This window comes from Streptomyces sp. enrichment culture (assembly GCF_964273145.1).
GTDB lineage: Bacteria > Actinomycetota > Actinomycetes > Streptomycetales > Streptomycetaceae > Streptomyces.
The window spans coordinates 3616113-3642256 of record NZ_OZ186873.1; the positions used below are offsets into that span (position 1 = coordinate 3616113).

General features: G+C 69.5%; 20 protein-coding genes, 3 rRNA genes and 1 pseudogene. 17 read left to right on the forward strand and 7 right to left on the reverse strand.

What is annotated here, in order from left to right:
- The first annotated feature begins 82 nt into the window (after positions 1-82).
- Positions 83-907: a sugar phosphate isomerase/epimerase family protein gene (locus ACSU6Z_RS16355; protein WP_437046433.1), complete on the forward strand. Its 825-nt coding sequence runs from the start codon at positions 83-85 to the stop codon at positions 905-907.
- 150 nt (positions 908-1057) lie between these two features.
- A complete protein-coding gene (gene ilvD, locus ACSU6Z_RS16360) occupies positions 1058-2911 on the forward strand; it encodes a dihydroxy-acid dehydratase (RefSeq protein WP_437046435.1) in 1854 nt (617 codons plus the stop codon).
- Between the two features lie 67 nt (positions 2912-2978).
- Here the strand turns inward: ilvD and ACSU6Z_RS16365 are convergent, their stop codons facing one another.
- Positions 2979-5096 (reverse strand): serine/threonine-protein kinase, encoded by a 2118-nt coding sequence (locus ACSU6Z_RS16365; protein WP_437046437.1) that lies wholly within the window; start codon positions 5094-5096, stop codon positions 2979-2981.
- Between the two features lie 179 nt (positions 5097-5275).
- Between ACSU6Z_RS16365 and ACSU6Z_RS16370 the strand changes: the two genes are divergently transcribed.
- The 3 genes from ACSU6Z_RS16370 to proC all read left to right on the forward strand — a co-directional run bounded on the left by ACSU6Z_RS16370 (position 5276) and on the right by proC (position 7125).
- Positions 5276-5605: an SH3 domain-containing protein gene (locus ACSU6Z_RS16370; RefSeq protein WP_437046439.1), complete on the forward strand. Its 330-nt coding sequence runs from the start codon at positions 5276-5278 to the stop codon at positions 5603-5605.
- 53 nt (positions 5606-5658) lie between these two features.
- Complete coding sequence (locus ACSU6Z_RS16375; protein ID WP_437046440.1) at positions 5659-6171, forward strand: EamA/RhaT family transporter; 513 nt, start codon at positions 5659-5661, stop codon at positions 6169-6171.
- A gap of 141 nt (positions 6172-6312) precedes the next feature.
- Positions 6313-7125 carry a pyrroline-5-carboxylate reductase gene (gene proC, locus ACSU6Z_RS16380; RefSeq protein ID WP_437046442.1) on the forward strand — a complete coding sequence of 271 codons (813 nt, stop codon included), beginning with the start codon at positions 6313-6315 and terminating at the stop codon, positions 7123-7125.
- 24 nt (positions 7126-7149) lie between these two features.
- Here the strand turns inward: proC and ACSU6Z_RS16385 are convergent, their stop codons facing one another.
- A complete protein-coding gene (locus ACSU6Z_RS16385; protein WP_437050345.1) occupies positions 7150-7734 on the reverse strand; it encodes a cysteine hydrolase family protein in 585 nt (194 codons plus the stop codon).
- A 74-nt stretch (positions 7735-7808) separates the two neighbouring features.
- On the opposite strand from ACSU6Z_RS16385, the gene ACSU6Z_RS16390 reads away from it, so the two are divergent.
- The gene (locus ACSU6Z_RS16390) at positions 7809-8807 is read left to right on the forward strand and encodes a GlxA family transcriptional regulator (RefSeq protein WP_437046444.1); all 999 of its coding nucleotides are present in this window, start codon (positions 7809-7811) and stop codon (positions 8805-8807) included.
- On the opposite strand, the pseudogene trpS reads toward ACSU6Z_RS16390, so the two are convergent.
- Together trpS and ACSU6Z_RS16400 are read right to left on the reverse strand one after the other, a co-directional pair.
- Positions 8738-9772, reverse strand: a pseudogene (gene trpS / locus ACSU6Z_RS16395) (tryptophan--tRNA ligase). The gene ACSU6Z_RS16390 and the pseudogene trpS sit on opposite strands and share 70 nt — an antisense overlap.
- Positions 9769-9897 carry a hypothetical protein gene (locus ACSU6Z_RS16400; RefSeq protein ID WP_437046446.1) on the reverse strand — a complete coding sequence of 43 codons (129 nt, stop codon included), beginning with the start codon at positions 9895-9897 and terminating at the stop codon, positions 9769-9771. The pseudogene trpS and the gene ACSU6Z_RS16400 overlap by 4 nt, the downstream one beginning before the upstream one ends.
- Positions 9898-10591: 694 nt before the next feature.
- On the opposite strand from ACSU6Z_RS16400, the gene ACSU6Z_RS16405 reads away from it, so the two are divergent.
- The 10 genes from ACSU6Z_RS16405 to ACSU6Z_RS16450 all read left to right on the forward strand — a co-directional run bounded on the left by ACSU6Z_RS16405 (position 10592) and on the right by ACSU6Z_RS16450 (position 21595).
- A 16S ribosomal RNA gene (locus ACSU6Z_RS16405) occupies positions 10592-12118 on the forward strand.
- Positions 12119-12425: 307 nt separating this feature from the next.
- A 23S ribosomal RNA gene (locus tag ACSU6Z_RS16410) occupies positions 12426-15547 on the forward strand.
- Between the two features lie 75 nt (positions 15548-15622).
- A 5S ribosomal RNA gene (gene rrf / locus ACSU6Z_RS16415) occupies positions 15623-15739 on the forward strand.
- The 16S, 23S and 5S rRNA genes sit together here, the layout of an rRNA operon.
- Positions 15740-15823: 84 nt before the next feature.
- A complete protein-coding gene (locus ACSU6Z_RS16420; protein WP_437046448.1) occupies positions 15824-16483 on the forward strand; it encodes an HAD family hydrolase in 660 nt (219 codons plus the stop codon).
- A gap of 61 nt (positions 16484-16544) precedes the next feature.
- On the forward strand, positions 16545-17717 hold the full coding sequence (locus tag ACSU6Z_RS16425) for an acetoin utilization protein AcuC (RefSeq protein WP_437046450.1): 1173 nt from the start codon (positions 16545-16547) through the stop codon (positions 17715-17717).
- Positions 17718-17793: 76 nt separating this feature from the next.
- Positions 17794-18609 carry a phosphatase gene (locus ACSU6Z_RS16430; protein WP_437046451.1) on the forward strand — a complete coding sequence of 272 codons (816 nt, stop codon included), beginning with the start codon at positions 17794-17796 and terminating at the stop codon, positions 18607-18609.
- A 129-nt stretch (positions 18610-18738) separates the two neighbouring features.
- Complete coding sequence (locus ACSU6Z_RS16435; RefSeq protein WP_004984898.1) at positions 18739-18951, forward strand: helix-turn-helix domain-containing protein; 213 nt, start codon at positions 18739-18741, stop codon at positions 18949-18951.
- Between the two features lie 154 nt (positions 18952-19105).
- Positions 19106-19204: a 30S ribosomal protein bS22 gene (locus tag ACSU6Z_RS16440; RefSeq protein WP_003948845.1), complete on the forward strand. Its 99-nt coding sequence runs from the start codon at positions 19106-19108 to the stop codon at positions 19202-19204.
- A gap of 247 nt (positions 19205-19451) precedes the next feature.
- Positions 19452-20513 carry an NAD-dependent epimerase/dehydratase family protein gene (locus tag ACSU6Z_RS16445; protein ID WP_437046453.1) on the forward strand — a complete coding sequence of 354 codons (1062 nt, stop codon included), beginning with the start codon at positions 19452-19454 and terminating at the stop codon, positions 20511-20513.
- A 14-nt stretch (positions 20514-20527) separates the two neighbouring features.
- On the forward strand, positions 20528-21595 hold the full coding sequence (locus ACSU6Z_RS16450) for a lysophospholipid acyltransferase family protein (RefSeq protein WP_437046455.1): 1068 nt from the start codon (positions 20528-20530) through the stop codon (positions 21593-21595).
- A 96-nt stretch (positions 21596-21691) separates the two neighbouring features.
- Here ACSU6Z_RS16450 and ACSU6Z_RS16455 read toward each other — a convergent pair whose 3' ends face one another.
- The 3 genes from ACSU6Z_RS16455 to ACSU6Z_RS16465 all read right to left on the reverse strand — a co-directional run bounded on the left by ACSU6Z_RS16455 (position 21692) and on the right by ACSU6Z_RS16465 (position 25584).
- On the reverse strand, positions 21692-22933 hold the full coding sequence (locus tag ACSU6Z_RS16455) for a DUF5667 domain-containing protein (RefSeq protein ID WP_437046457.1): 1242 nt from the start codon (positions 22931-22933) through the stop codon (positions 21692-21694).
- 250 nt (positions 22934-23183) lie between these two features.
- Positions 23184-23963: an ECF subfamily RNA polymerase sigma factor, BldN family gene (locus ACSU6Z_RS16460; protein ID WP_437046459.1), complete on the reverse strand. Its 780-nt coding sequence runs from the start codon at positions 23961-23963 to the stop codon at positions 23184-23186.
- A 694-nt stretch (positions 23964-24657) separates the two neighbouring features.
- On the reverse strand, positions 24658-25584 hold the full coding sequence (locus ACSU6Z_RS16465) for an HAD family hydrolase (protein WP_437046461.1): 927 nt from the start codon (positions 25582-25584) through the stop codon (positions 24658-24660).
- 174 nt (positions 25585-25758) lie between these two features.
- Here ACSU6Z_RS16465 and ACSU6Z_RS16470 point away from each other — a divergent pair, with 174 nt between their 5' ends.
- Positions 25759-26064, forward strand: a complete 306-nt coding sequence (locus ACSU6Z_RS16470) for a glutaredoxin family protein (protein WP_437046462.1) — start codon at positions 25759-25761, stop codon at positions 26062-26064.
- Positions 26065-26144: the final 80 nt, after the last annotated feature.

Below are 26144 nucleotides of genomic sequence, written 5' to 3' on the forward strand. Positions count from 1 at the left end.
AACCGGCGCCCGTCCATGACGAACACCACAACGGCGAACCGGCACCCCGCACCCCGCCGTCCGCCTCCCGTAACCTGTCCCCATGGCAGAGCCCGTCGTGCGCGTCCCGGATGCGAAGGTCGCCCTGTCGACGGCCTCGGTCTACCCGGAGTCGACGGCGACGGCCTTCGAGATCGCCGCGCGCCTCGGGTACGACGGCGTCGAGGTCATGGTGTGGACCGACCCGGTCAGCCAGGACATCGAGGCGCTGCGCAGGCTCAGCGACTACCACGGCGTCCCGGTCCTGGCCATCCACGCGCCCTGCCTGCTCATCACGCAGCGCGTGTGGTCCACCGACCCGTGGGTCAAGCTGCAGCGCGCCCGCGCGGCGGCCGAGAAGCTCGGCGCGTCGACGGTCGTCGTCCACCCGCCGTTCCGCTGGCAGCGGCAGTACGCCCGGGACTTCGTCGGCGGCATCTGGCGGATGGCGGACGAGACCGATGTGCGGTTCGCCGTCGAGAACATGTACCCGTGGCGCTACCGCGAGCGCGAGATGCCGGCGTACGCCCCCGACTGGGACGTGACCAAGGACGACTACCGGCACTTCACGATCGACCTCAGCCACACCGCCACGGCCCGCACCGACGCGCTCGGGATGGTCGACCGCATGGGCGACCGCCTCGGCCACGTCCACCTCGCCGACGGCAGGGGCTCGGCCAAGGACGAGCACCTGGTCCCCGGCCGCGGCACACAGCCCTGCGCGGAGGTCCTGGAGCGCCTCGCCCGGCACGGCTTCGACGGCCACGTCGTCATCGAGGTCAACACCCGCCGCGCGATGTCGAGCGCCGAACGCGAGGCCGACCTGGCGGAGGCCCTGGCCTTCACCCGCCTGCACCTGTCCTCGGCGGCGAGGGCGCCGCGGCGGTGAGGGCGGGGGTGCCCGGCGGCTCCGGCCGCGAGGCATCCGTTCCGTATTCCGGACAACCCGTCCCGGTCCCTGGATGACCGGCGTACGCTCGTGGACAGTCACACATCCGCCGGCACCCCCCGGCGGAACTCTCCGAAGGAGCGAGCGACGATGCCCGAGCTGAGGTCCCGCACAGTCACCCACGGCCGCAACATGGCGGGCGCCCGCGCCCTGATGCGTGCCTCCGGTGTACCGGGCGCGGACATCGGCCGGAAGCCGATCATCGCGATCGCCAACAGCTTCACCGAGTTCGTGCCCGGCCACACCCACCTGGCGCCGGTCGGCCGGATCGTCAGCGAGGCCGTCAAGGAGGCCGGCGGCATCCCGCGCGAGTTCAACACGATCGCCGTCGACGACGGCATCGCGATGGGCCACGGCGGCATGCTGTACTCCCTGCCCTCCCGCGACCTGATCGCGGACAGCGTGGAGTACATGGTCGAGGCCCACTGCGCCGACGCCCTGATCTGCATCTCCAACTGCGACAAGATCACCCCGGGCATGCTCAACGCGGCCCTGCGCCTGAACATCCCCACGGTCTTCGTCTCCGGCGGCCCGATGGAGGCCGGCCGGGCCACGCTCGTCGACGGCACGGTCCGCACCCTGGACCTGGTCGACGCCATGGTCGAGGCCGCCAACGACAAGGTCTCCGACGCCGACGTCCTGCGCATCGAGGAGAACGCCTGCCCGACCTGCGGCAGCTGCTCCGGCATGTTCACCGCCAACTCGATGAACTGCCTCACCGAGGCGCTCGGCCTCTCCCTGCCCGGCAACGGCTCGCTCCTGGCCACCCACACGGCCCGCAGGGCGCTCTACGAGAACGCGGCCCGCACGGTGATGGACCTCACCCGCCGCTACTACGAGCAGGACGACGACTCCGTCCTGCCCCGCTCCGTCGCCACCTTCGCCGCGTTCGAGAACGCCATGGCGCTCGACATCGCGATGGGCGGCTCCACCAACACGATCCTGCACCTGCTGGCCGCCGCCCAGGAGGCGGGCGTCCCCTTCGGCCTGACCGAGATCGACGCCCTCTCGCGCCGCGTGCCGTGCCTGGCCAAGGTGGCGCCCAACGTCGCCAAGGACCGCACGTACTACATGGAGGACGTGCACCGCGCCGGCGGCATCCCCGCCCTGCTCGGCGAACTGCACCGCGCGGGCCTGCTCAACGAGGACGTCCACGCCGTCCACAGCCCGTCCCTGGCGGACTGGCTCAAGACCTGGGACGTCCGCGGCGGCTCCCCGTCCCCCGAGGCGGTCGAGCTGTGGCACGCGGCCCCCGGCTGCGTCCGCTCCGCCGAGGCGTTCTCCCAGTCCGAGCGCTGGGACTCCCTCGACGAGGACGCCGAGAGCGGCTGCATCCGCTCCGCCGAGCACGCCTACTCCAAGGACGGCGGCCTCGCGGTGCTGCGCGGCAACCTGGCCGTCGACGGCTGCGTCGTGAAGACGGCCGGCGTCGACGAGTCGATCTGGACCTTCGAGGGACCGGCGGTCGTCTGCGAGTCCCAGGAGGACGCCGTCGAGAAGATCCTCACCAAGCGGGTCAAGGAGGGCGACGTCGTCGTCATCCGCTACGAGGGCCCCAAGGGCGGCCCCGGCATGCAGGAGATGCTCTACCCGACGTCGTACCTGAAGAGCCGCGGCCTCGGGAAGGCCTGCGCCCTGGTCACCGACGGCCGCTTCTCGGGCGGCACCTCGGGCCTGTCGATCGGGCACGCCTCCCCGGAGGCGGCCTCCGGCGGCACCATCGCCCTCGTCGAGGACGGCGACCGCATCCGCATCGACATCCCCAGCCGCTCCATCGAGCTCCTGGTCGACGACGCCGAGCTGGCCCGCCGCGAGCAGGCCCTGAACGGCGTGTACGCGCCGAGGAACCGCGACCGCAAGGTCTCGGCGGCCCTGCGGGCGTACGCGGCGATGGCGACCAGCGCCGACAAGGGCGCGGTGCGGGACGTCGGCAAGCTCGGCTGACATCCGTCCGCGCGCGAAGGGGCCGTCCGGGAGGGCGGCCCCTTCGCGCGCCGTCCCCGGCCGCGCCCTACCAGGCCGACGGATCCCCTCCGTCCACGGCGAAGACCGTGCCGTCGGGGGCGCCGCCGTAGACGTGACCGCGGGCGAGGACCGGCTCGGGCAGGGCGGCGGCGACCCGGTCGGAGCCGGTGCCGAGCCGCGCGGGGGTCTGGCCGACGAGCCTGCCGTCACCGGCGCCGACGGCGAGGAGACGGCCGTCGGGGGCGGTGAGGTAGACGTGGCGGCCGTCGGAGACGGGGGCCGAGCCGCGCGGCACGGACGTCTCCAGGTGCCACAGCCGCTCGCCCGCTTCCATGTCGACGGCCTCCAGCGAGCCGCCCGCCCCCAGCAGGTACACGACGTTGCCGTGGACCGTGGCGCGGACGTCCGGGCGGGGCACGGGCAGCGTCACCCGGCTCGACGCGCCGGAGTGCGGGTCGTACCGGACGAGGGCGACGGTGTCGCCGTCGCGCCGGCCGGTGGCGAGGAGGAAGACGGAGCCGTCCCGGGTCCCGACCGGCCGCAGCGTCCCGCTCAGCCGCGCCTCCCAGCGCACGTCGCCCGTCTCCGGGACGACCGCGGTGATCCGCGTACCGGACCCGTCGCCGGCCGTGCTCGTCACATAGGCCAGCGGGTCCCCCGCGAACGAGGCGAGCGACGGCCCGCTGTGCCCCGCCGCCCGGCGGGTCCACGCCGTGCGCCCCGAGGCGCCGTCCACACCGGTGAGGGTGCCGTCGGCCGCCGCGAGCAGCAGCATGTCGCCGGCGTACCGGGCCGAGCCGTGCGCGGGCGGGCCCGCCCGCCCGACGGCGGTGCCCGACGCGGGGTCGAGCGCCTGCGGGAACCCGTCCGGGCCCGCGGGGAGCCGGACGAGCCCGCCCGAGACCACCGGTGGTCCGCTCGTGGGCCGCGCGGGGACCGAACGCCGCCACAGCACGTCGCCGTCGGACGGGTCGAGGGCGAAGACCCCGCCCCGCTGGGCGCAGAACAACGTGCCGGCCCCGTACGAGCAGTGCGGCATGCCGCCGTCCGGCACCACCGGCTCCGCCCGCCAGGCAACGGATGCGGAGCGCGCCGCCGCGGCGTGGGCCCCGTGCGGCGCGGCGTCCCCCGGGCCGACCAGCCGCAGGGAGGCGAACGCGCCGCCCACGACGAGCACCAGCGCCGCCCCCGCCAGCACCGCCCGCCCGCCCCGGCGCCCGGGGAACCGCCGTCCCGCGGTCCCCTGCCCCGCCGTGGGGGCCCCCGGCGCCGCGGCCCCCGGCCGCTCCGTGTCCTCCGCCCGCGGTTCCGCGACGAACGCCTGCGTGTCGTAGGAGGACGCCACCGACCGCAGTTCGCGCATCAACTGATCCGGAGTCGGTCGTTGCGCGGGTTCCTTGGCCAGGCACCGCCGTACCAGCGGGGCGAGTTCCTCCGGTACGCCGGTCAGGTCGGGTTCGTCGTGGACGACCTGGTAGGCGACGACGTAGGGGCTGTCGGAGTCGAACGGCCCGCGCCCGGTCGCGGCGTGCACCAGCACCGACCCGAGCGCGAAGACGTCGGCCGCGGGGCCCACCTCCCGGGGCCGGCGGAACTGCTCGGGCGCCATGAACGGCGGTGTGCCGATCAACTTGCCGGTCTCCGTGCGCAGTTCGCTGTCCGACGGCCGGGAGATGCCGAAGTCGATGACCTTCGGCCCGTCCTCGGCGAGCAGGACGTTGCTCGGCTTCAGGTCCCGGTGCACGACCCCGACCCGGTGGATGTCGCGCAGCGCCTCGGCGAGCCCGGCCATCAGGCGGCGCAACCGCGCCGGATCCATCGGCCCGTTCCGCTTCACGTGTTCCGCCAGGGTCTCCCCCGGGATGAACAACGTGGCCATCCAGGGCCGCCCGGCCTCCGGATCGGCGTCGACGACGGGCGCGGTGAAGGCGCCGCTGACGCGCCGCGCCGCGGCCACCTCCTGCCGGAACCGCCCCCTGAACTCGGGATCCCTGGCGAACTCGGCATGGACGACCTTCACCGCGAGCTTCATCCCCGAGGTGCTGCGGGCCAGGTGCACGACCCCCATGCCGCCTGATCCCAGAACGGACTCCAGGCGATAGTGACCGGCGTATTCCGGAAGTTCCGCTTCCGCAGTCGCTCCGGTGCTGTGCGATGCCGCCATGGGACCCACCCCCGTGCTGTTCGTCCGCGCGCGACGCACGGAGCCTAATCGATGACTCGAACAGGACCGAGGCGGCTTGCTAGCCTCCCGGACCAGATACGAACTCCTGTTTCATCGGGTGAGACGGGGGAGTCGACGGGACCCCGCGACAGCCGCGGGGTCCGACGGGGGAGGTTCTCATGTCAGTCGACCGTGCCGAGGAACACGCCGGCGAGGTCCGGGCCGGCAGCGCGGACACCGCGACGGCGGCGGCCACGGCCGTGCGCTACTACCCGGTCGCCCCGGGGGTCCGCCTCAACGTCCGCAGCGGCCCCGGCACCGGCTACCCCCTCGTGCGCGTCCTGCCCGAGGGAACCAGCGTCCCGATCTACTGCCAGACGCCGGGCACGACGGTGACGGGCCCGTACGGCACCAGCAGGATCTGGGACAACATCAGCGACGGCGAGTACGTCTCCGACGCGTACGTGCGGACGGGCAGCGACGGCTACGTCGCCTCCCGCTGCGCCTGATCCCGCCCGGAGCCCGCGGCGGTCCCCGCCGTCCCCGGCGCCATAATCGACCCGTGAGCGCAGAGAACGGCATCCCGGACGCCTCCGCGGGCTCCCCGCCCCCCACCGGCCCCCGCCCGGAGCCCATCCGCTTCTTCGGCACCACGTGGGTGGAGCACGGGAACGGCTACACCGTCCGCCGCGCCGCCGTGGCCGTGGGCTCCCTCACCGCGGCGGCCGCCTCCTGCCTCGTCCTGCGCGCCGCCTACCAGGGCCTGCGGATCGCCGGCGTCGGCGGCTTCGTCACGGTGCTCATGGTGGTGATGTTCGCGGTGTGCAGCGCCCTGGCCTTCCGCCACACCTGGGCCGGCTTCACCAGCCGCCCCGACCCCGAGCGCCAGGCGTCCCTGCGGGGCCTGCTCGCCGTCGGCTTCATCGGCTCCCTCGCCGCCTACTTCCTCCGCTCCCTCACCGAGGCCCCCGGCGAGAAACTGCACCGGGCCGAGTACGAGCGTGCCCGCGCGCGGCACGAGAAGCGCACCGCCCGCCGCTCGGGCAGCCCCGCCAGGAAGCGCCGCCGCTCCTGACCGGCCGGCCCGCCGCCGCGCCGCGGCCCCCGCCCCGCCCGGCACCGGCCCGCCGTCCCGCCCACCGGACACCCGCCCCGGCCCCCGCCCCCCGGTGCGAGGATGAACCCGGACGACGCAACCCCGGAGGGCACCCGCACCATGACGCAGAAAGTCGCAGTCCTCGGCACCGGCAAGATCGGCGAAGCCCTGCTCAGCGGAATGATCCGAGCAGGCTGGGCCCCGGCCGACCTCCTGGTCACCGCCCGCCGCCCGGAACGGGCCGAAGAGCTCCGCGCCCGCCACGGAGTCGCCCCGGTCACCAACGCCGAGGCCGCCAAGACCGCCGACACCCTGATCCTCACGGTCAAGCCGCAGGACATGGGCACCCTCCTCGACGAACTCGCCCCCCACATCCCCGCCGACCGCCTGGTCATCAGCGGCGCCGCCGGCATTCCCACCGCCTTCTTCGAGGAGCGCCTCGCCCCCGGCACCCCGGTCGTCCGCGTCATGACGAACACCCCCGCCCTCGTCGACGAGGCGATGTCCGTCATCTCCGCCGGCACCCACGCCACCGCCGAGCACCTCGCCCACGCCGAGGAGATCTTCGGCGCCGTCGGCAAGACGCTCCGCGTCCCCGAGTCCCAGCAGGACGCCTGCACCGCCCTCTCCGGCTCCGGCCCGGCCTACTTCTTCTACCTGGTCGAAGCCATGACCGACGCCGGCATCCTCCTCGGCCTGCCCCGCGACAAGGCCCACGACCTGATCGTCCAGTCCGCCATCGGCGCCGCGACGATGCTCCGCGACAGCGGCGAACACCCGGTCAAGCTCCGCGAGAACGTCACCTCCCCCGCCGGCACCACCATCAGCGCCATCCGCGAACTGGAGAACCACGGCGTACGGGCCGCCCTCATCGCCGCCCTCGAAGCCGCCCGCGACCGCAGCCGCGAACTGGCCTCCGGCAACAACGGCTGACCCGCCGCCGCACGCCGGGGGCGGTCACCCCGCCGCGTCCACGACCTCCTTCGTGAGCACCACCCGGGCGAACCCGTCCCCGTGCAGCGACACCGCCGAAGCCCGCCCCAGTTCGTCCGCGCTCCCGCGCCAGCCGAACGGCCCGCTCAGATCGAAGGTGTGCGTCGCGTCGTACGCCACCACCACGTCGTACCCCAGGTTCCCGCCCATCCGTGCCGTCGTCTCGACACACAGGTTGGTCTGGATGCCGGTCAGCACGATCTGCGAGACACCCTCAGCCCTCAGCCAGGCGTCCAGATCGGGCGTGCCGTAGAACGCCGAGTTCACACTCTTGGTCACCAGCAGCTCGTGCCCCGCCCCCTTTCCGCGCCGCTGTTCCACGTAGTCCTTGAAGCCGTTGCCCTCGTGCCCCGGCCGCAGCGGCGACCGCGGCTCCACCGAGTCGTGCCGGACGAAGACGACCGGCCGCCCCGTCGCCTGCCAGGTGTCGATGAGCGCGGCGATGTTCCCGTCGGCTCCCGGGTTGTTCCGCGGCCCCCAGAAGCCGGTCTCGTCGAAGCCCTTCTGCACGTCCACGACCACCAGCGCCGCGTTCTTCGCGATCTCCATGCCCAGAGCATCCCGCCGCCGGACCGCCCGTTCCAGAGGTGGGAAAGTCATCGATCGATGGTTTACTGCCGCGCATGCACCGCGTGGCCCTCGTCGCCTTCCCCGGCATCCGCGCCTTCGACACCTCGGTCGTCACCGAGGTCTGGGGCACCGACCGCACCGACCGCGGCGTCCCCGCCTTCGTCCTGCGCAGGGTCGCCGCCGACACCGCCACCCCCGTCCCCCTGCGCGGTGGCCTCACCCTCCACCCCGACCGCACCCTGGCCTGGCTCACCCGTGCCGACCTCGTCCTGGTCCCCGGCCTCGACGACCACCTCACCCCCGCACCCGCCCCCGTCCTGGAGGCCCTCCGCCGCGCCCACGCCCGCGGCACCCCCATCGCCGCCCTGTGCGGCGGCGCCTTCACCCTCGCCCAGGCCGGCCTCCTCGACGGCCGCCGCGCCATCACCCACTGGAACCTCGTCGACCTCTTCCGCGCCCGCCATCCCCACGTCACCGTCGTCCCCGACGCCCTGTTCATCGAGGACGACGGCATCTGGACCTCCGCGGGCACGGCGGCCGGCATCGACCTCTGCCTCCACCTCGTCCGCCTCGCCCACGGCGCCGAGACCGCCGCCACCATCGCCCGCTCCATGGTCACGGCCCCCTTCCGCACCGGAACCCAGGCACAGTTCATCGAGCACCCCACCCCCCGGACGGACCGCGACGCCGACGCCCTGGCCGCCGTCCGCGAACACGCCCTGCGCCACCTCCACCAACCCCTCACCGTCGCCGGTCTCGCCGCCCGCGCCGGTATGTCCCCGCGCACCTTCGCCCGCCACTTCACCGCGGCTACCGGCACCACCCCCCTGCGCTGGCTCCTCGACCAGCGCCTCGCCGCGGCCCAGCGCCTCCTGGAACGCACCGACCTCCCCATGCCCGAGGTCGCCCGCCGCGCGGGCTTCGGCAGCGAGGTCACGATGCGCCAGCACTTCGCGTCGCGCCTCGCCACCAGCCCCCGCGCCTACCGGGCCGCGTTCACCACCGGCCTCACCGGCTCCGCGACGGGCGGCAGCAACCCGATCGCCCGGTAAGCGGCGTCCACGGTCGGCCGCGCCATCGCACGGGCCCTGCGCGCACCGTCCCGCAGCACCCCCTCCACGTGGCCGGGATCCGCGCACAGCTCCTTGTGCCGCGCCCGCACCGGCCGCAGCACCTCCACCACGGCCTCCGCGGTGTCCTCCTTCAGGGCGCCGTACGACTCGTACGCACCGCTCAGCTCCTCCGGGTCCCCGCCCGTGCAGGCCGCGAGGATCTCCAGCAGGTTCGCCACCCCCGGCCGGGCCTCCCGGTCGTACACGACCTCCCGCCCGCTGTCGGTCACGGCCCGCATGATCTTCCTCCGCACCACGTCCGGCTCGTCGAGCAGATGGACGATCCCCGGTCCGGTGTCGTCGCTCTTGCCCATCTTCGACGCGGGCTCCTGCAGGTTCATCACCCGCGCCGCCACCCCCGGCACCGTGGCCCTCGGCACCACGAACGTGTGCCCGTACCGGTGGTTGAACCGCACCGCCAGATCCCGCGCCAGCTCCACGTGCTGCGCCTGGTCGTCCCCCACCGGCACCTCGTCGGCCCCGTACGCCAGGATGTCCGCCGCCATCAGCGCGGGATACGTCAGCAGCGACAGCCGCACGCTCCCGCCCCGCTCCCGCTCCCGCGCGGCCTTCTCCTTGTACTGGATCATCCGCCGCATCTCCCCGTCGGTCGCGACGCACTCCAGCAGGTACGACAGCCGCGCGTGCTCGTCCACGTGGCTCTGCACGAACACGGTGCACACCCGCGGATCCAGCCCCGCCGCCAGCAACAGCGACGCCGCCTGCCGGCTGAGCCTGCGCACCCGCGCGGGATCGTGCTCCACGGTCAGCGCGTGCAGGTCCACGACGCAGAACAGCGCGTCGGCCCGGTACTGGTCCACCGCGGCTCACTGCCGCACGGCCCCCAGGTAGTTCCCCAGTGTCAGGTGCCCGGTCGGCTTGACCCCGCTGAAGAGCCGTGTCATCTCTCCACCTCCTGGCCGGGGCCGCCGCCGTCCGCCGGCCGCTCCTGGAGGGAGATACGAAAACGGCCGCCGAGGCGGCGGCCGTCGAGTGCGTACGTGAGCGCGGCCGCCGTCAGGCGGCCCACCACTGAAGGGTGCACGTACGCGTCGTCATGTCGCCCAGCGCACGCCTGCGGAGGTCGTTCCACCCCGGGGTTGACACACCCTGTTCGCATCCGTACTGTTCTCCGAGTTGTCCGACGTGAGCGCCGACCCCGGTCGGTCCCCGGACAGCCATTCCACGAGTACCAATCCACTCCCGACGACCAGTCGATCTGGCGTCGTGTTCTTGGCATGCGTATTCACGGAATGAGGAATCCGCGTTCGAAAGGACACGGCCCCCGATTAGCTCGGGAGCCGGGAATCCGCTAAAGTCTCACTCGTCGGAACGGCCCAAGGGCCGGGAAGGCAACTCCCGCTGACTGGGAATCAGGCCCGAAAGGATCTGATAGAGTCGGAATCGCCGGAAAGGGAAACGCGGAAGCGGGAACCTGGAAAGCGCCGAGGAAATCGGATCGGAAAACGATCTGATAGAGTCGGAGACACCGAAGGGAAGCGCCCGGAGGAAAGCCCGAGAGGGTGAGTACGAAGGAAGCGTCCGTTCCTTGAGAACTCAACAGCGTGCCAAAAGTCAACGCCAGATATGTTGATGCCCCGTCCGTCGGATCTTTCCGATGGTCGAGGTTCCTTTGAAAAATCACAGCGAGGATGCTGTGTGCGGGGGGATTATTCCTTCCCTCGCACCGCTCTCGTGTGTGTCGCCCCGAGTACGGGGAAGCATTCACGGAGAGTTTGATCCTGGCTCAGGACGAACGCTGGCGGCGTGCTTAACACATGCAAGTCGAACGATGAAGCCCCTTCGGGGGTGGATTAGTGGCGAACGGGTGAGTAACACGTGGGCAATCTGCCCTGCACTCTGGGACAAGCCCTGGAAACGGGGTCTAATACCGGATACGAGTTTCACGGGCATCCGTGAGGCTGGAAAGCTCCGGCGGTGCAGGATGAGCCCGCGGCCTATCAGCTTGTTGGTGAGGTAATGGCTCACCAAGGCGACGACGGGTAGCCGGCCTGAGAGGGCGACCGGCCACACTGGGACTGAGACACGGCCCAGACTCCTACGGGAGGCAGCAGTGGGGAATATTGCACAATGGGCGCAAGCCTGATGCAGCGACGCCGCGTGAGGGATGACGGCCTTCGGGTTGTAAACCTCTTTCAGCAGGGAAGAAGCGCAAGTGACGGTACCTGCAGAAGAAGCGCCGGCTAACTACGTGCCAGCAGCCGCGGTAATACGTAGGGCGCGAGCGTTGTCCGGAATTATTGGGCGTAAAGAGCTCGTAGGCGGCTTGTCGCGTCGGTTGTGAAAGCCCGGGGCTTAACCCCGGGTCTGCAGTCGATACGGGCAGGCTAGAGTTCGGTAGGGGAGATCGGAATTCCTGGTGTAGCGGTGAAATGCGCAGATATCAGGAGGAACACCGGTGGCGAAGGCGGATCTCTGGGCCGATACTGACGCTGAGGAGCGAAAGCGTGGGGAGCGAACAGGATTAGATACCCTGGTAGTCCACGCCGTAAACGGTGGGCACTAGGTGTGGGCGACATTCCACGTCGTCCGTGCCGCAGCTAACGCATTAAGTGCCCCGCCTGGGGAGTACGGCCGCAAGGCTAAAACTCAAAGGAATTGACGGGGGCCCGCACAAGCGGCGGAGCATGTGGCTTAATTCGACGCAACGCGAAGAACCTTACCAAGGCTTGACATACACCGGAAAACCCTGGAGACAGGGTCCCCCTTGTGGTCGGTGTACAGGTGGTGCATGGCTGTCGTCAGCTCGTGTCGTGAGATGTTGGGTTAAGTCCCGCAACGAGCGCAACCCTTGTCCCGTGTTGCCAGCAGGCCCTTGTGGTGCTGGGGACTCACGGGAGACCGCCGGGGTCAACTCGGAGGAAGGTGGGGACGACGTCAAGTCATCATGCCCCTTATGTCTTGGGCTGCACACGTGCTACAATGGCCGGTACAATGAGCTGCGATACCGTGAGGTGGAGCGAATCTCAAAAAGCCGGTCTCAGTTCGGATTGGGGTCTGCAACTCGACCCCATGAAGTCGGAGTCGCTAGTAATCGCAGATCAGCATTGCTGCGGTGAATACGTTCCCGGGCCTTGTACACACCGCCCGTCACGTCACGAAAGTCGGTAACACCCGAAGCCGGTGGCCCAACCCCTTGTGGGAGGGAGCTGTCGAAGGTGGGACTGGCGATTGGGACGAAGTCGTAACAAGGTAGCCGTACCGGAAGGTGCGGCTGGATCACCTCCTTTCTAAGGAGCACTTCTTACCGGCCCTTCGGGCTGGTCAGAGGCCAGCATGCGAGCGAACGTCTCGCACTGGTTGCTCATGGGTGGAACGTTGACTACTCGGCACACTTCGGATGATGAGAGCGCTAGTACTGCTTCGGCGTGGAACGTGGTTCTTGTCAGCGAGGGGTGTCGGGCACGCTGTTGGGTGTCTGAGGGTTCGGCCGTGTGGTCGCCTTCAGTCGCCGGCCCCGGTAAAGGTCTGCTTCGGCGGGTTGTGACGGGTGGCTGGTCGTTGTTTGAGAACTGCACAGTGGACGCGAGCATCTGTGGCCAAGTTTTTAAGGGCGCACGGTGGATGCCTTGGCACCAGGAACCGATGAAGGACGTGGGAGGCCGCGATAGGCCCCGGGGAGTCGTCAACCAGGCTTTGATCCGGGGGTGTCCGAATGGGGAAACCCGGCAGTCGTCATGGGCTGTCACCCGCTGCTGAACACATAGGCAGTGTGGAGGGAACGCGGGGAAGTGAAACATCTCAGTACCCGCAGGAAGAGAAAACAACCGTGATTCCGGGAGTAGTGGCGAGCGAAACCGGATGAGGCCAAACCGTATGCGTGTGAGACCCGGCAGGGGTTGCGTATGCGGGGTTGTGGGATCTCTCTTTCACGGTCTGCCGGCCGTGAGACGAGTGAGAAACCGTTGATGTAGGCGAAGGACATGCGAAAGGTCCGGCGTAGAGGGTAAGACCCCCGTAGTCGAAACGTCAGCGGCTCGTTTGAGAGACACCCAAGTAGCACGGGGCCCGAGAAATCCCGTGTGAATCTGGCGGGACCACCCGCTAAGCCTAAATATTCCCTGGTGACCGATAGCGGATAGTACCGTGAGGGAATGGTGAAAAGTACCCCGGGAGGGGAGTGAAATAGTACCTGAAACCGTGTGCCTACAAGCCGTGGGAGCGTCGGACATCAGCTTGCTGGTGTCTCGTGACTGCGTGCCTTTTGAAGAATGAGCCTGCGAGTTTGCGGTGTGTTGCGAGGTTAACCCGGGTGGGGTAGCCGTAGCGAAAGCGAGTCCGAATAGGGCGGTGGAGTAGCACGCTCAAGACCCGAAGCGGAGTGATCTAGCCATGGGCAGGTTGAAGCGGAGGTAAGACTTCGTGGAGGACCGAACCCACCAGGGTTGAAAACCTGGGGGATGACCTGTGGTTAGGGGTGAAAGGCCAATCAAACTCCGTGATAGCTGGTTCTCCCCGAAATGCATTTAGGTGCAGCGTCGTGTGTTTCTTGCCGGAGGTAGAGCACTGGATAGGCGATGGGCCCTACCGGGTTACTGACCTTAGCCAAACTCCGAATGCCGGTAAGTGAGAGCGCGGCAGTGAGACTGTGGGGGATAAGCTCCATGGTCGAGAGGGAAACAGCCCAGAGCATCGACTAAGGCCCCTAAGCGTACGCTAAGTGGGAAAGGATGTGGAGTCGCAGAGACAACCAGGAGGTTGGCTTAGAAGCAGCCACCCTTGAAAGAGTGCGTAATAGCTCACTGGTCTAGTGATTCCGCGCCGACAATGTAGCGGGGCTCAAGCGTACCGCCGAAGTCGTGTCATTGCGATATGTACCCCCAACGGGGATCGTGATGGGTAGGGGAGCGTCGTCTGCCGGGTGAAGCAGCACCGGAAGGTAGTTGTGGACGGTTGACGAGTGAGAATGCAGGCATGAGTAGCGATTCACACGTGAGAAACGTGTGCGCCGATTGACTAAGGGTTCCTGGGTCAAGCTGATCTGCCCAGGGTAAGTCGGGACCTAAGGCGAGGCCGACAGGCGTAGTCGATGGATAACCGGTTGATATTCCGGTACCCGCTGTGAAGCGTCAAACATCGAGCATCGTGATGCTAAGGCCGTGAAGCCGTTCCGGACCCTTCGGGGAAAGGAAAGTGGTGGAGCCGCCGGACCAAGCGGTTAGTAGGTGAGTGATGGGGTGACGCAGGAAGGTAGTCCATCCCGGGCGGTGGTTGTCCCGGGGTAAGGGTGTAGGACGTCAGGTAGGTAAATCCGCCTGGCATACAGTCTGAGACCTGATGCCGAGCCGATTGTGGTGAAGTGGATGATCCTATGCTGTCGAGAAAAGCCTCTAGCGAGTTTCATGGCGGCCCGTACCCTAAACCGACTCAGGTGGTCAGGTAGAGAATACCGAGGCGTTCGGGTGAACTATGGTTAAGGAACTCGGCAAAATGCCCCCGTAACTTCGGGAGAAGGGGGGCCACGTCTGGTGAAGGCACGTGCTGCTGGAGCTGGGTGTGGCCGCAGAGACCAGCGAGAAGCGACTGTTTACTAAAAACACAGGTCCGTGCGAAGCCGTAAGGCGATGTATACGGACTGACGCCTGCCCGGTGCTGGAACGTTAAGGGGACCGGTTAGCTTGGATTCGTCCAGGCGAAGCTGAGAACTTAAGCGCCAGTAAACGGCGGTGGTAACTATAACCATCCTAAGGTAGCGAAATTCCTTGTCGGGTAAGTTCCGACCTGCACGAATGGCGTAACGACTTCTCGACTGTCTCAACCATAGGCCCGGTGAAATTGCACTACGAGTAAAGATGCTCGTTTCGCGCAGCAGGACGGAAAGACCCCGGGACCTTTACTACAGTTTGATATTGGTGTTCGGTTCGGCTTGTGTAGGATAGCTGGGAGACTGTGAAGTCCCAACGCCAGTTGGGGTGGAGTCGTCGTTGAAATACCAGTCTGGTCGTGCTGGATGTCTAACCTGGGTCCGTGATCCGGATCAGGGACAGTGTCTGATGGGTAGTTTAACTGGGGCGGTTGCCTCCTAAAGGGTAACGGAGGCGCCCAAAGGTTCCCTCAGCCTGGTTGGTAATCAGGTGTTGAGTGTAAGTGCACAAGGGAGCTTGACTGTGAGACCGACGGGTCGAGCAGGGACGAAAGTCGGGACTAGTGATCCGGCGGTGGCTTGTGGAAGCGCCGTCGCTCAACGGATAAAAGGTACCCCGGGGATAACAGGCTGATCTTCCCCAAGAGTCCATATCGACGGGATGGTTTGGCACCTCGATGTCGGCTCGTCGCATCCTGGGGCTGGAGTCGGTCCCAAGGGTTGGGCTGTTCGCCCATTAAAGCGGTACGCGAGCTGGGTTTAGAACGTCGTGAGACAGTTCGGTCCCTATCCGCTGTGCGCGTAGGAGTCTTGAGAAGGGCTGTCCCTAGTACGAGAGGACCGGGACGGACGAACCTCTGGTGTGCCAGTTGTTCTGCCAAGGGCATGGCTGGTTGGCTACGTTCGGGAGGGATAACCGCTGAAAGCATCTAAGCGGGAAGCCTGCTTCGAGATGAGGACTCCCACCCACTTGATGGGGTAAGGCTCCCAGTAGACGACTGGGTTGATAGGCCGGATCTGGAAGCACCGTGAGGTGTGGAGGTGACCGGTACTAATAGGCCGAGGGCTTGTCCTCAGTTGCTCGCGTCCACTGTGTTGGTTCTGAAACCACGAACGGCCATTTTGCTGGTTGTTGTTTGTTTCATAGTGTTTCGGTGGTTATAGCGTAGGGGAAACGCCCGGTTACATTCCGAACCCGGAAGCTAAGCTCTACAGCGCCGATGGTACTGCAGGGGGGACCCTGTGGGAGAGTAGGACGCCGCCGAACAATTGTTGAGGAAAACCCCGCATCACATGATGCGGGGTTTTCCGCATTTCCGCACTCTTGCATTTCCTCGTCTAGTGTCGCCCCATGCGCTATGACCTCGTCATCTTCGACAACGATGGCGTCCTCGTGGACAGTGAGCCGATCTCCAACCGGCTCCTGGCCGCGTACCTCACCGAACTCGGCCATCCGACCTCCTACGACGACTCCCTCCGTGACTTCATGGGGGCCGCGATGCACCGGGTCCACGACCTCGTCCGGGAACGCACGGGGCGCCGGCTGCCCGAGGACTTCGACGACGTTTTCCACAGCCGTGTCTTCGCGGCCTTCCAGCAGGGCCTGGAACCGGTGGAAGGGGCCGCCGACGTGCTGGAGAAACTGGCCGCGGACGGAGTGCCGTACTGCGTGGCCTCCTCCGGGAGCCATGAGCGGATCCGGGTGGGCCACCGGAAGACCGGGCTGGACCGCTGGTTCGACGACCGGCGGATCTTCAGCTCGCAGGACGTGGGACGGGGCAAGCCCGCGCCGGACCTGTTCCTGCACGCGGCCGAGCGCATGGGCACCGCACCGGAGCGGTGCGTCGTGATCGAGGACAGCCCGCTCGGCGTACAGGCGGCCGTCGCGGCCGGGATGGACGTCTACGGGTTCACCGCGATGACGCCGGCCGAGAGGCTGACGGGCGCCACTCGCCTCTTCTCCCGCATGCCGGAACTGATCACCCTGCTGTCCGGACCCACCCGCGGATAGGCCGTACGGGCGGGCACGGGCCCGGCGCTCGCCGCCGGACCGGCCCGATACGGTGACGGGCATGAGCGGCCGCGCACAGCTGATGTGGGACGAGGCAGTAACGGGCTACGACTTCGGCCCGGACCATCCGATGGATCCGGTCCGGCTCGCCCTCACCCGCCGCCTGGTCGGCGCCTTCGGGCTCGACCGGGAGGCGGAGGTGGTCGCGGCGAAGGCGGCCGGGGAGTCGACGCTGGGGCTGGTCCACCGCCGGGACTACATCCAGGCCGTGAAGAGGGCCTCCGCGGACCCGAGGGCGGCGGACCAGTCGTACGGGCTGGGGACGCTGGACGATCCGGCCTTCGCGGGGATGCACGAGGTGTCCGCGCTGATCGCGGGACAGTCGGTGGGAGCGGCCGAGGCCGTGTGGCGCGGGGAGGCGCTGCACGCGGTGAACTTCGCGGGCGGACTGCACCACGCGATGCCGGCGGCGGCGTCGGGCTTCTGCATCTACAACGACGCGGCGCTGGCGATCGCGCGGCTGCTGGAACTGGGCGCCGAACGGGTCGCGTACGTCGACGTCGACGTGCACCACGGGGACGGGGTGCAGGCGGCGTTCTGGGAGGACCCGCGCGTGCTGACGATCTCGCTGCACGAGCATCCGCGGACCCTGTTCCCGCAGACCGGATGGCCGGAGGAGACCGGCGCCGACTGCGCGGAGGGCTCGGCTGTGAACGTCGCGCTGCCGGCGGGGACCGGGGACGCGGGGTGGCTGCGGGCGTTCCACGCCGTGGTGCCGGAACTGATCGCCGGCTTCCGGCCGCAGGTACTGGTGACACAGCACGGCGCCGACACCCACTTCGAGGACCCGCTCGCGCACCTGGCGGTGTCGCTGGACGCGCAACGGGCGGTGCAGGTGACCTGCCACGAACTGGCGCACGAGTACGCCGGGGGGCGGTGGGTGGCGCTGGGCGGGGGCGGGTACGCGGTGGTCGACGTCGTACCGCGGTCGTGGACGCATCTGGTGGGGATCGCGGTGGGCCGCCCGGTGGCGCCCGTGTCGGTGATCCCGGAAGGGTGGCGGCGGGAGGTGTTCGCCCGGACGCGGCAGTCGGCGCCGGCGCGGATGACGGACGGGCGCTGGCCGGTGGAGTGGGCCGACTGGGAGGCCGGGTACGACCCCGCGGACCGGTTGGACCAGGCGGTACTGGCGGCGCGGCGGGCGGTGTTCCCGCTGCGGGGCCTGCTGGCCTGAGCCGCCGTTGAGCCGACCGTGCGGTGTTTTCCCCGTTCCCCGTACAGGCCCGGCTCCCGTCCACCACCATCGCCCCGTGCTGTCCTCCGAGGCCCTGCGCACCCATCTGCTGGCCACCCGCCTCGCGGGTGTCGTGGCCACGTCCCGGGAACGGAGCCTGCACAGCTACCGGCTGTTCGCCGCCCGGGACCCCCGGGCGCTGATGGGCCTCGACCCCGAGGGCGCCTGGCGGCAGCCGGACCTGCTGGCGCTGATGGCGCAGAGGTGCGGTGTGTCGGACGATCCGCATCACACCTCAGGACAGGACGTGATCGACCCGGAGCGCACCCTGGTCGCCCTGGACGCCTTCTCCGAGCGGCTGACGGCGGCCGCCCGGCGCGGGGAACCCGTCCTCATCGGCACCGGGCACCCCCACCGGTTACTCGGCTTCTACGCCGCTCTGGCAGACGCCCTGTCGGCGGCGGGATGTACTGTCCTCACCCCGGCGCAGGGTCGCCGTGTCGACATAACGACCCGGTTCGGCCTACGCACGCACCGCCTCGACTACGTACGAGGGGTCGCGTTGATGCGGGAACCGGACGTTCTCCGCCCCGGTCGTGAGCCCGGCGCGCACACGCATTCGCCCCTCCCGGTTCGTACCGCGCTGGCCGCGGCCGCCGACGCCGGCGGGCCCCTTCCCGGGCTTGTGATCGGGGACCACGGCTGGGTCTGCGGAGCAGGTCAGCTGGGGTTCGAGGCCATCGGGCTGGCCGATACGGACGACCCGGCGCCCTTCGTCGGTCAGGCAGAGGGGACCGTGTCCGTCGTCGTTCCGCTTGATGACGCCGTGCGGTCCGATTACTACCGTCCGCTTACCCGCTACGTACTCAATCGAGCGTGTCTGTCCCAGTAGGCCGCCGATGGGTGCACCTCTTCCCCACTCGCATCACCCGCCCCTAGTCTGGGGAGTGAGCACGCAGCGACGAAGAGTCACCGGAAGGGGAAGCCGGTGGCCGTCGAGTGCGGAAGGTGCAGGTGTGTCATGGCTGCAGCTGGCGAGAGGCCTCTGAACGAGGTTCAGTTCCTTACCGTGGCGGAAGTCGCCTCGGTGATGCGAGTGTCGAAGATGACCGTGTACCGGCTGGTGCACAGTGGTCATCTGCCCGCGATCCGGGTGGGGCGGTCCTTCCGCGTCCCCGAGCAAGCGGTTCACGAGTACCTCCGCGAGAGCTATGTGGGGGTGGAAACGGCCTGACGGTGACCGGGGGAAGGTCCTCAGGGCTGTTCGGATCTTCTCCCACCCCCCTCGATTACGAGCTCGGCGTGCGGCCGGGTAGGCTAACCCCTCGAAGGTCGTGTGGGCCCATGGCGCCCAACAACCGAGTGATGAGAAGTGAGCGAGGGTAGTCGTGGGCTCTGTTATCAAGAAGCGGCGCAAGCGGATGGCCAAGAAGAAGCACCGCAAGCTGCTGAAGCGCACGCGCGTCCAGCGTCGCAACAAGAAGTAAGCGACACCGCGACAGCGTGTCCCGTGGCCCCCCACCGAATGCGGTGGGGGGCCACGGTCATATGGCAGGGGTCGCCGAAGCCGTCAGGGCCGTCCGGGGGTACGGGCGCGATTTCTCGTCACGCCGTGCATCGGGTGGCCACCGCGGCGCGACGCCGACCGGCTAAGTTGGCCCGCGGGTGGGGAACGCGGCAGGGTACGAGCAGGAACACGAGGGACACGGCGAGGGCGGAAGGAAGGCTCTGATCTTGGGCAAGGTCGTGCTCGTCACCGGAGTGGCCCGTCAGCTGGGCGGCCGGTTCGTCCGGCGGATCCAGCGTGACCCCGAGGTGGACCGGGTCGTCGCCGTGGACGCGGTCCCGCCCGAGCACCACCTGGGCGGCGCCGACTTCGTCCAGGCCGACATCCGGCAGCCGACCATCGCCCGCGTCCTCGCCGAGGCGGGCGTCGACACGGTCGTCCACCTGGACGTCACGGGCACGCCGCTGGGCGGCGGCAGCCGGGCGTCGGTCAAGGAGACCAACGTCATCGGCACCATGCAGCTGCTGGGCGCCTGCCAGAAGTCCCCGGCCGTGAAGCGGCTCGTGGTCAAGTCCAGTACGAACGTCTACGGGTCCGCCCCGCGCGACCCGGCCGTCTCCACCGAGGCCACTCCGCCCAAGTCGCTGCCCAGTGGTGGCTTCGCCAAGGACGTGGTGGAGGTCGAGGGGTACGTACGGGGTTTCGCGCGCCGCCGGCCCGACGTGGCCGTGTGCGTGCTGCGGTTCGCCAACATCCTCGGCCCGACCGTCGACACGCCGCTCGCCTCGTACTTCTCGCTGCCGGTGCTGCCGACCGTGTTCGGCTACGACCCGCGGTTGCAGTTCGTGCACGAGGACGACGTGATCGAGGTGCTGCGGACCGCCTCGCACGAACCGGCGCGGGGCACCCTCAACAGCGGCACCTTCAACATCGCCGGCGACGGCGTCCTGCTGCTCTCCCAGTGCTCGCGGCGGCTGGGCCGGCCCACCGTGCCGCTGCTGCTCCCGGCGGTCACCTGGGCGGGCTCCCTGGTGCGTACGCTGGGAATGACGGACTTCTCTCCCGAACAGATCCGGTTGCTCACCCACGGCCGGGTCGTGGACACCACCCAGATGCGCGAGACGCTGGGTTTCCGGCCGAAGTACACGACCGCTCAGACGTTCGCGGACTTCGCCCGCAGCCGGGGACCCGGCCTGCTGCCGCCGGAGGCCCTCGCGGGGGCCGTCGACAGGATCGCGGCGCTGTCCGCGCGGGGCAGCGGCCACTTCCCGACGCAGAGCGCCGACTGAGGAGCGCAGCAACGATGGCGGACGCCAAGGTCATTCCGTTCGACGACGACCGGTCCCGCGGGAACGGCGCGGCGCAGCGCCCGTCGCGGCGCCGCGGCGCGGGAAGCCGACGCAAGGGCGCCGAGACGGCGCCGGCGGGGGAGGTGCAGCCCCTACCCGCCCGGGGTGCCGCGAGGGAGGACGCCCCGGCCCGGGGGGTGCGTGCGAAGGAGCCGCCCGGACCACCGCAGGGGGACGGCGACGACGGCCTGGAGCGGCGTATCGCGAGCGGCCTGGCCTTCCTGCGGCGCCGTCTCACCGGTGACTACGAGGTCGACGACTTCGGCTACGACGCCGAGCTCACCGGCCAGGTGCTGATGTCGCTGCTGCGGCCGTTGTACGAGAAGTACTTCCGGGTCGAGGTGAAGGGCGTGGAGAACATCCCGTCCCAGGGCGGTGCCCTGATCGTCGCCAACCACTCCGGGACGCTTCCGCTGGACGCCCTGATGATGCAGGTCGCCATCCACGACCACCATCCGGCCGACCGCCATCTGCGGTTGCTCGCGGCGGACCTGGTGTTCGTCCTGCCGGTCGTCAACGAACTCGCCCGCAAGCTCGGCCACACCCTGGCCTGTACGGAGGACGCCGAACGCCTCCTCGGCCAGGGTGAGCTGGTCGGGGTCATGCCGGAGGGCTTCAAGGGCATCGGCAAGCCCTTCAGCGAGCGTTACAAGCTGCAGCGGTTCGGCCGGGGCGGGTTCGTCTCCACGGCGCTCAGGCAGGGTGTGCCGATCGTGCCGTGCTCGATCGTCGGGGCCGAGGAGATCTACCCGATGATCGGCAACGCCAAGACGCTGGCCCGGCTGCTGGGTTTCCCGTACTTCCCGCTCACGCCGACCTTCCCGTGGCTGGGTCCGCTGGGCGCGGTCCCGCTGCCCACCAAGTGGACCATCCAGTTCGGCGAGCCGATCGCGACGGACGGTCATCCGCCGGAGGCGGCGGACGACCCCATGTTGATGTTCAACCTGACCGACCAGGTCAGGGAGCAGATCCAGCACACGCTGTACAAGCTGCTGGTACAGCGCCGGTCCGTCTTCTTCTGACGTCTTCCCGGCCTTTCTCCGGCGCCGTGGCCGGTACGCCGACGGGGGCGCCCTCCGGAGAGAGGGGCGCCCCCGTCGGCGTACCGGCGGCCGGTCTCAGTCGGCGTCCTCGCCTTCGATGCCCAGGCCGGGCAGCAAGCCCGGCAGGAGCGGCGGGAGGGTGACGTCCGGCTCGGTGGTCGGGGATTTGCCGGCGTCGGTGGAGGGCGACGTGCCGGCGCTGTCCCTCGGCGGGTCGAGCAGATCGCCCGTGCTGCCGCCGAGCAGGTTGTCGTCGCGGCCGTCGCTGCCGGATCCCGTCGGTTTGCCGGGGCTGCCGGTGTCGCCTCGGCCGCTGTCGCGGTGGCTGTCGCCGCCGGTGCCGGGCGTCGTCGTGCGGCCGCTGCCGGGCGTGCCGGTGGTCGTCGGCCGGGATTCCCGCTGCCGGTCGCGTTCGGTGTCGTCCTGGGCGGGCGGCTGGGGGAGGAGGGGGCGCAGCGGGGCGACGTCCTGCTCTATGGCGTCGAACACCGACGTGACCTGCTCGCTGACGTCCCCGAGTTGGACGGGCAGCTTCTCGCGCAGCGCTCCCCAGGCTTCGCCGTGGGAGCGGGAGAAGGCGGAGAGGGCCTGGATGGGGGCGAGGGAGTCGGGGTCGCGTTCGTAGACCGCGCTGAGCAGGCGGTGGCCCTCGGAGGCGTCGTGCCGCATGCCGGACAGGGTGCGGCGGATCTCGCCGAGGGACTCGTGGTCGAGGTGGTCGCCGCGGTCGCGGTCCAGGAGGCGGCGTGCCTCGTTCAGTCGGGTCGAGGCCTGGTCGAGGTAGGCCCGGCCGCGTTCGCCGTCCCCGTCGGCGAGGCCGCGTTTGAAGTCTTCGATGCCTCGCTTGAGGCCGTAGAGCGTGTCACCGGGCAGGGCGTCCGAGCTGGCGGCGGCGACTCCGCCGAAGGCTCCCGCGGCCACACCGACGCTGAGTCCGCCGGCGGTGAGGCCCTTGGCCAGCCGCGAGCGCGGGCGGAATCGCTTCAACGGGGTCGCCCGGTGAGCACCGCGGGCCCGTGGGGACCGCTGCTCGGGCACCGTGGGGTCCGTTGCCTCGCCGCCCTCTTGCAGCATGGCCTCGAAGGCGGCCACCAGCTGAGCGCGCTGGACGACCTTGACCTCGGGATCCAGCTCGGGTTTGGGCAGCGCGCCGAGACCTGAGGCCAGGGCCAGCAGATGTCCCTGGTCGGTCTGCTCCGCGGACTCGGCCGGTGCCGGTCCTCCGGACTGCTCGGCCGCCGCGCCCCGATCGGACTGCTCCTCCAGAGCCTGGGCGAAGGCGTTCGCCCGCCGGTGCGCCGATACGTTCGCGATCACTGGCGGCACCTCCTCTCGTCATGACGGTCGACTCCCCAGGGGGTCCTGAGGGTTGCACACCCTGACCGCATCCACACGATCGTGTGACCGGAGTCGGTCAGGGGGTGACCACAGGGAGCCTGTATCCCGCACAACGAGCGGCTCGGCACTTGGGTTACGGACGGCGCGTGAGCGGACCGCGAGGCAAGGGAGTCTCACCCGGGGTGAGTTGGGAACCGCGGAGGGCGACGAGGTCTTCGCGGGCGCGTGATCAGCGCGCGTCCTCGGGCAGGAGCCGGGCGAGGGTGCGCACGGCGCGGTACTGGAGGGTCTTGATGGCCCCTTCGTTCTTGCCCATCACGCGGGCGGTCTCGGCGACGGAGAGGCCTTGGAGGAAGCGGAGCGTCACGCACTCCTGCTGCTGGGGGTTGAGCCGCCGTACGGCGTCGAGCAGGGCGGCGTTGGAGAGGGATTCGAGGACGGAGTCCTCGGGGGAGCGCTCGACCTCGTTGGCGTCGAGCATCTCGCCGGTGGTGACCTCCAGCCGGAAGCGGCTGGACTTGAAGTGGTCGGCGACGAGGTTGCGGGCGATGGTCACCAGCCAGGCGCCGAAGTCGCGGCCCTGCCAGGTGAAGGTCCCGATGCGGCGCAGGGCCCGCAGGAAGGTCTCGCTCGTCAGGTCCTCGGCGGTCGCCTTGCCGCCGACTCGGTAGTAGATGTAGCGGTAGACGGTGTCGCTGTACTGGTCGTAGAGCCGCCCGAAGGCGTCGGCCTCGCCGGCCTGGGCGCGTTCGACGAGGTCCATCATCCGGGCGCTGTCGCTGTCCGCGGCGGGACGGCGGGTGGTCGCGGCCCCGGACGGGCGTCCTCGTCTGCCGACCGCGGCGCTGCCGTCGGCCAGTGCGTAGCACGGGCCCACGGGGGCGGCGGCGGCGAAGGCGGGGACGGCGTACGCGGTGGGGACGAGTTCGCGCAGCAGGTCTTGGACCGTTTTGACCGTTGCGCGGAGCGTAGCCAGGCCCGAGGCGTCAACCCCGACGTGTGGGTACACGGGACTCCCAGAGGCAGAGCTTCCATCACGTGCAGTGCGGGACCTTTCACCCGTCGTAGCGACGGAGGGGTACCGGTTTGCGTCTGAGGAGAATAACGCTTCGTGCAGGCACTGCTACACCCAGTTGCTCAAATCACCGATTACGTCGCTTCCGTAACCGATTGGCACTCGATCAAGTGCCACAGAGTGATCGAGTTTTGATCGGAAAGGTTCGTATTCCGGGTGGGTACGGCGCGTGTTGTGGCCGGGTGGCGAGTGGGGGGAATGGGGCGGGTGCAGCGGGGTAAGTCAGAGGGATTGGCATGGTGCCGGTCACGCGCCGGTGCCCGGCCGGGGGCCGCTGTCCGGATCGAGCCGGGGGGAAGCGGCGCCGCGGGGCGGCGCCGGTGAGCGGGGTCCGATGCGCGGGGTCCGGTGCGCGGGCCGCGAGACGGAGGGGGAGACCGGCACGGACGGCACGGGGCGTCGGCTGGTGGCGCGGCGGACGGGAGTGCCCGGCCCCGCGTCCGCGGGGTGGTCCGTGCGGCGGTCCTTAGGGCCTCTCGTTCGGATCATGCCGGGCTCGCGGGGCCTGGTGCCGTGCCCCGCCGCGTTGTCGTCGGTTGCCACGGCTCCGCCATGGCGCCCTCCTCCGCCCTGCGATGCACGGCACCAGGTCCCGCTCCCTGATCCGGCCTGATCCAAACGAAAGACCCTAGCGGCGGCGGCGGTGCAGGGCGATCGCCGCGGCCGTGCCGCCGGCCACCGCGCCGACGCCCGCCGCGGCCGGGATGCCGACCTTGGCCGCCTTGCGGCCCGTGCGGTAGTCCCGCAGGCGCCAGTCCAGTTCGCGGGCGTGCCTGCGCAGCTTGGAGTCGGGGTTGATCGCGTACGGATGGCCGACCAGCGACAGCATGGGGATGTCGTTGTGGGAGTCGGAGTACGCGGCGCAGCGGGACAGGTCCAGGCCCTCCGCCGCCGCCAGGGCGCGGACCGCCTCGGCCTTCGCCGGGCCGTGCAGCGGCTCGCCGACCAGTTTGCCGGTGTAGACGCCGTCGACCGACTCGGCGACCGTGCCGAGCGCGCCGGTCAGGCCCAGGCGGCGGGCGATGACCTGGGCGATCTCCACCGGGGCCGCCGTGACCAGCCACACCTTCTGGCCGGCGTCCAGGTGGGCCTGGGCCAGGGCGCGGGTGCCGGGCCAGATCCGCTCGGCCATGTACTCGTCGTAGATCTCCTCGCCGATCGACCTCAGCTCCGAGACCCGGTGGCCCTTGACGATCGACAGCGCGGCGTCGCGCGCGTCCTGCATGTGCTCGGGGTCCTCGACGCCGGCCAGCCGGAACCACGCCTGCTGCCAGGCGAAGCGTGCCAGGTCCCGCGTCTCGAAGAATTTGCGCTTGTACAGGCCCCGTCCGAAATGGAACAGGGCGGCGCCCTGCATGACGGTGTTGTCCAGGTCGAAGAAGGCGGCGGCCCTGTCGTCGCCGTGGACCGGGAAGTCCGGTTCCCGGCCCGTGGCGGGGGCGGCGGATTCGTTCTGGGCGGACTTGCGGGCTGCCTCCGCCGAGGCCTCGCCTGCCAACACGCTCCGCGCCGTGGCGGAGCGCCTACGGGGGGTGAGCCATCCGAGAGCGGCCATGTCCGTGAGCATAGCCAGTTTGTTCGGACCTTCCGGAGTCGTGGGGTTGGGAGGCCGTGAACTCTCCACGACGGGGTCGTTAAACGGGGTGCCCGGGGAGGGGGCCGGGGGGCCGGGGCGGCGGATGCCCGGGATGCCGCGGCGGGGCGCCCGCGGGCCGCCGGCCGCGCGAGAATGGCCGGCATGAGCCCGCTCTTCCGCCGCAGGACCCCTCAGGTCCCTGAGACTCCTGAGAACCATCTCGTCACCCTCATCCGCAAACCCGGCTGCCACCTGTGTGATGACGCACAACTCGTCGTCGAGAAGGTCTGCGCCGATCTCGGCGTCCCCTGGGAGCAGAAGGACATCACCCAGGACCGCGAACTCCACGACCGGTACTGGGAGCAGATCCCCGTCGTCCTGGTCGACGGACGGCAGCACACCTTCTGGCGTGTGAACGAGGAGCGCCTCCGCAAGGCACTGACCGAACAGTCCAAGTAGTCCGGATGGTCGCTTAGGATCGATGGCGACTTGGTCTCGGGGGCGTAGATCGTGAGGAGTGTGGGCGGCTTTGCCCCCAA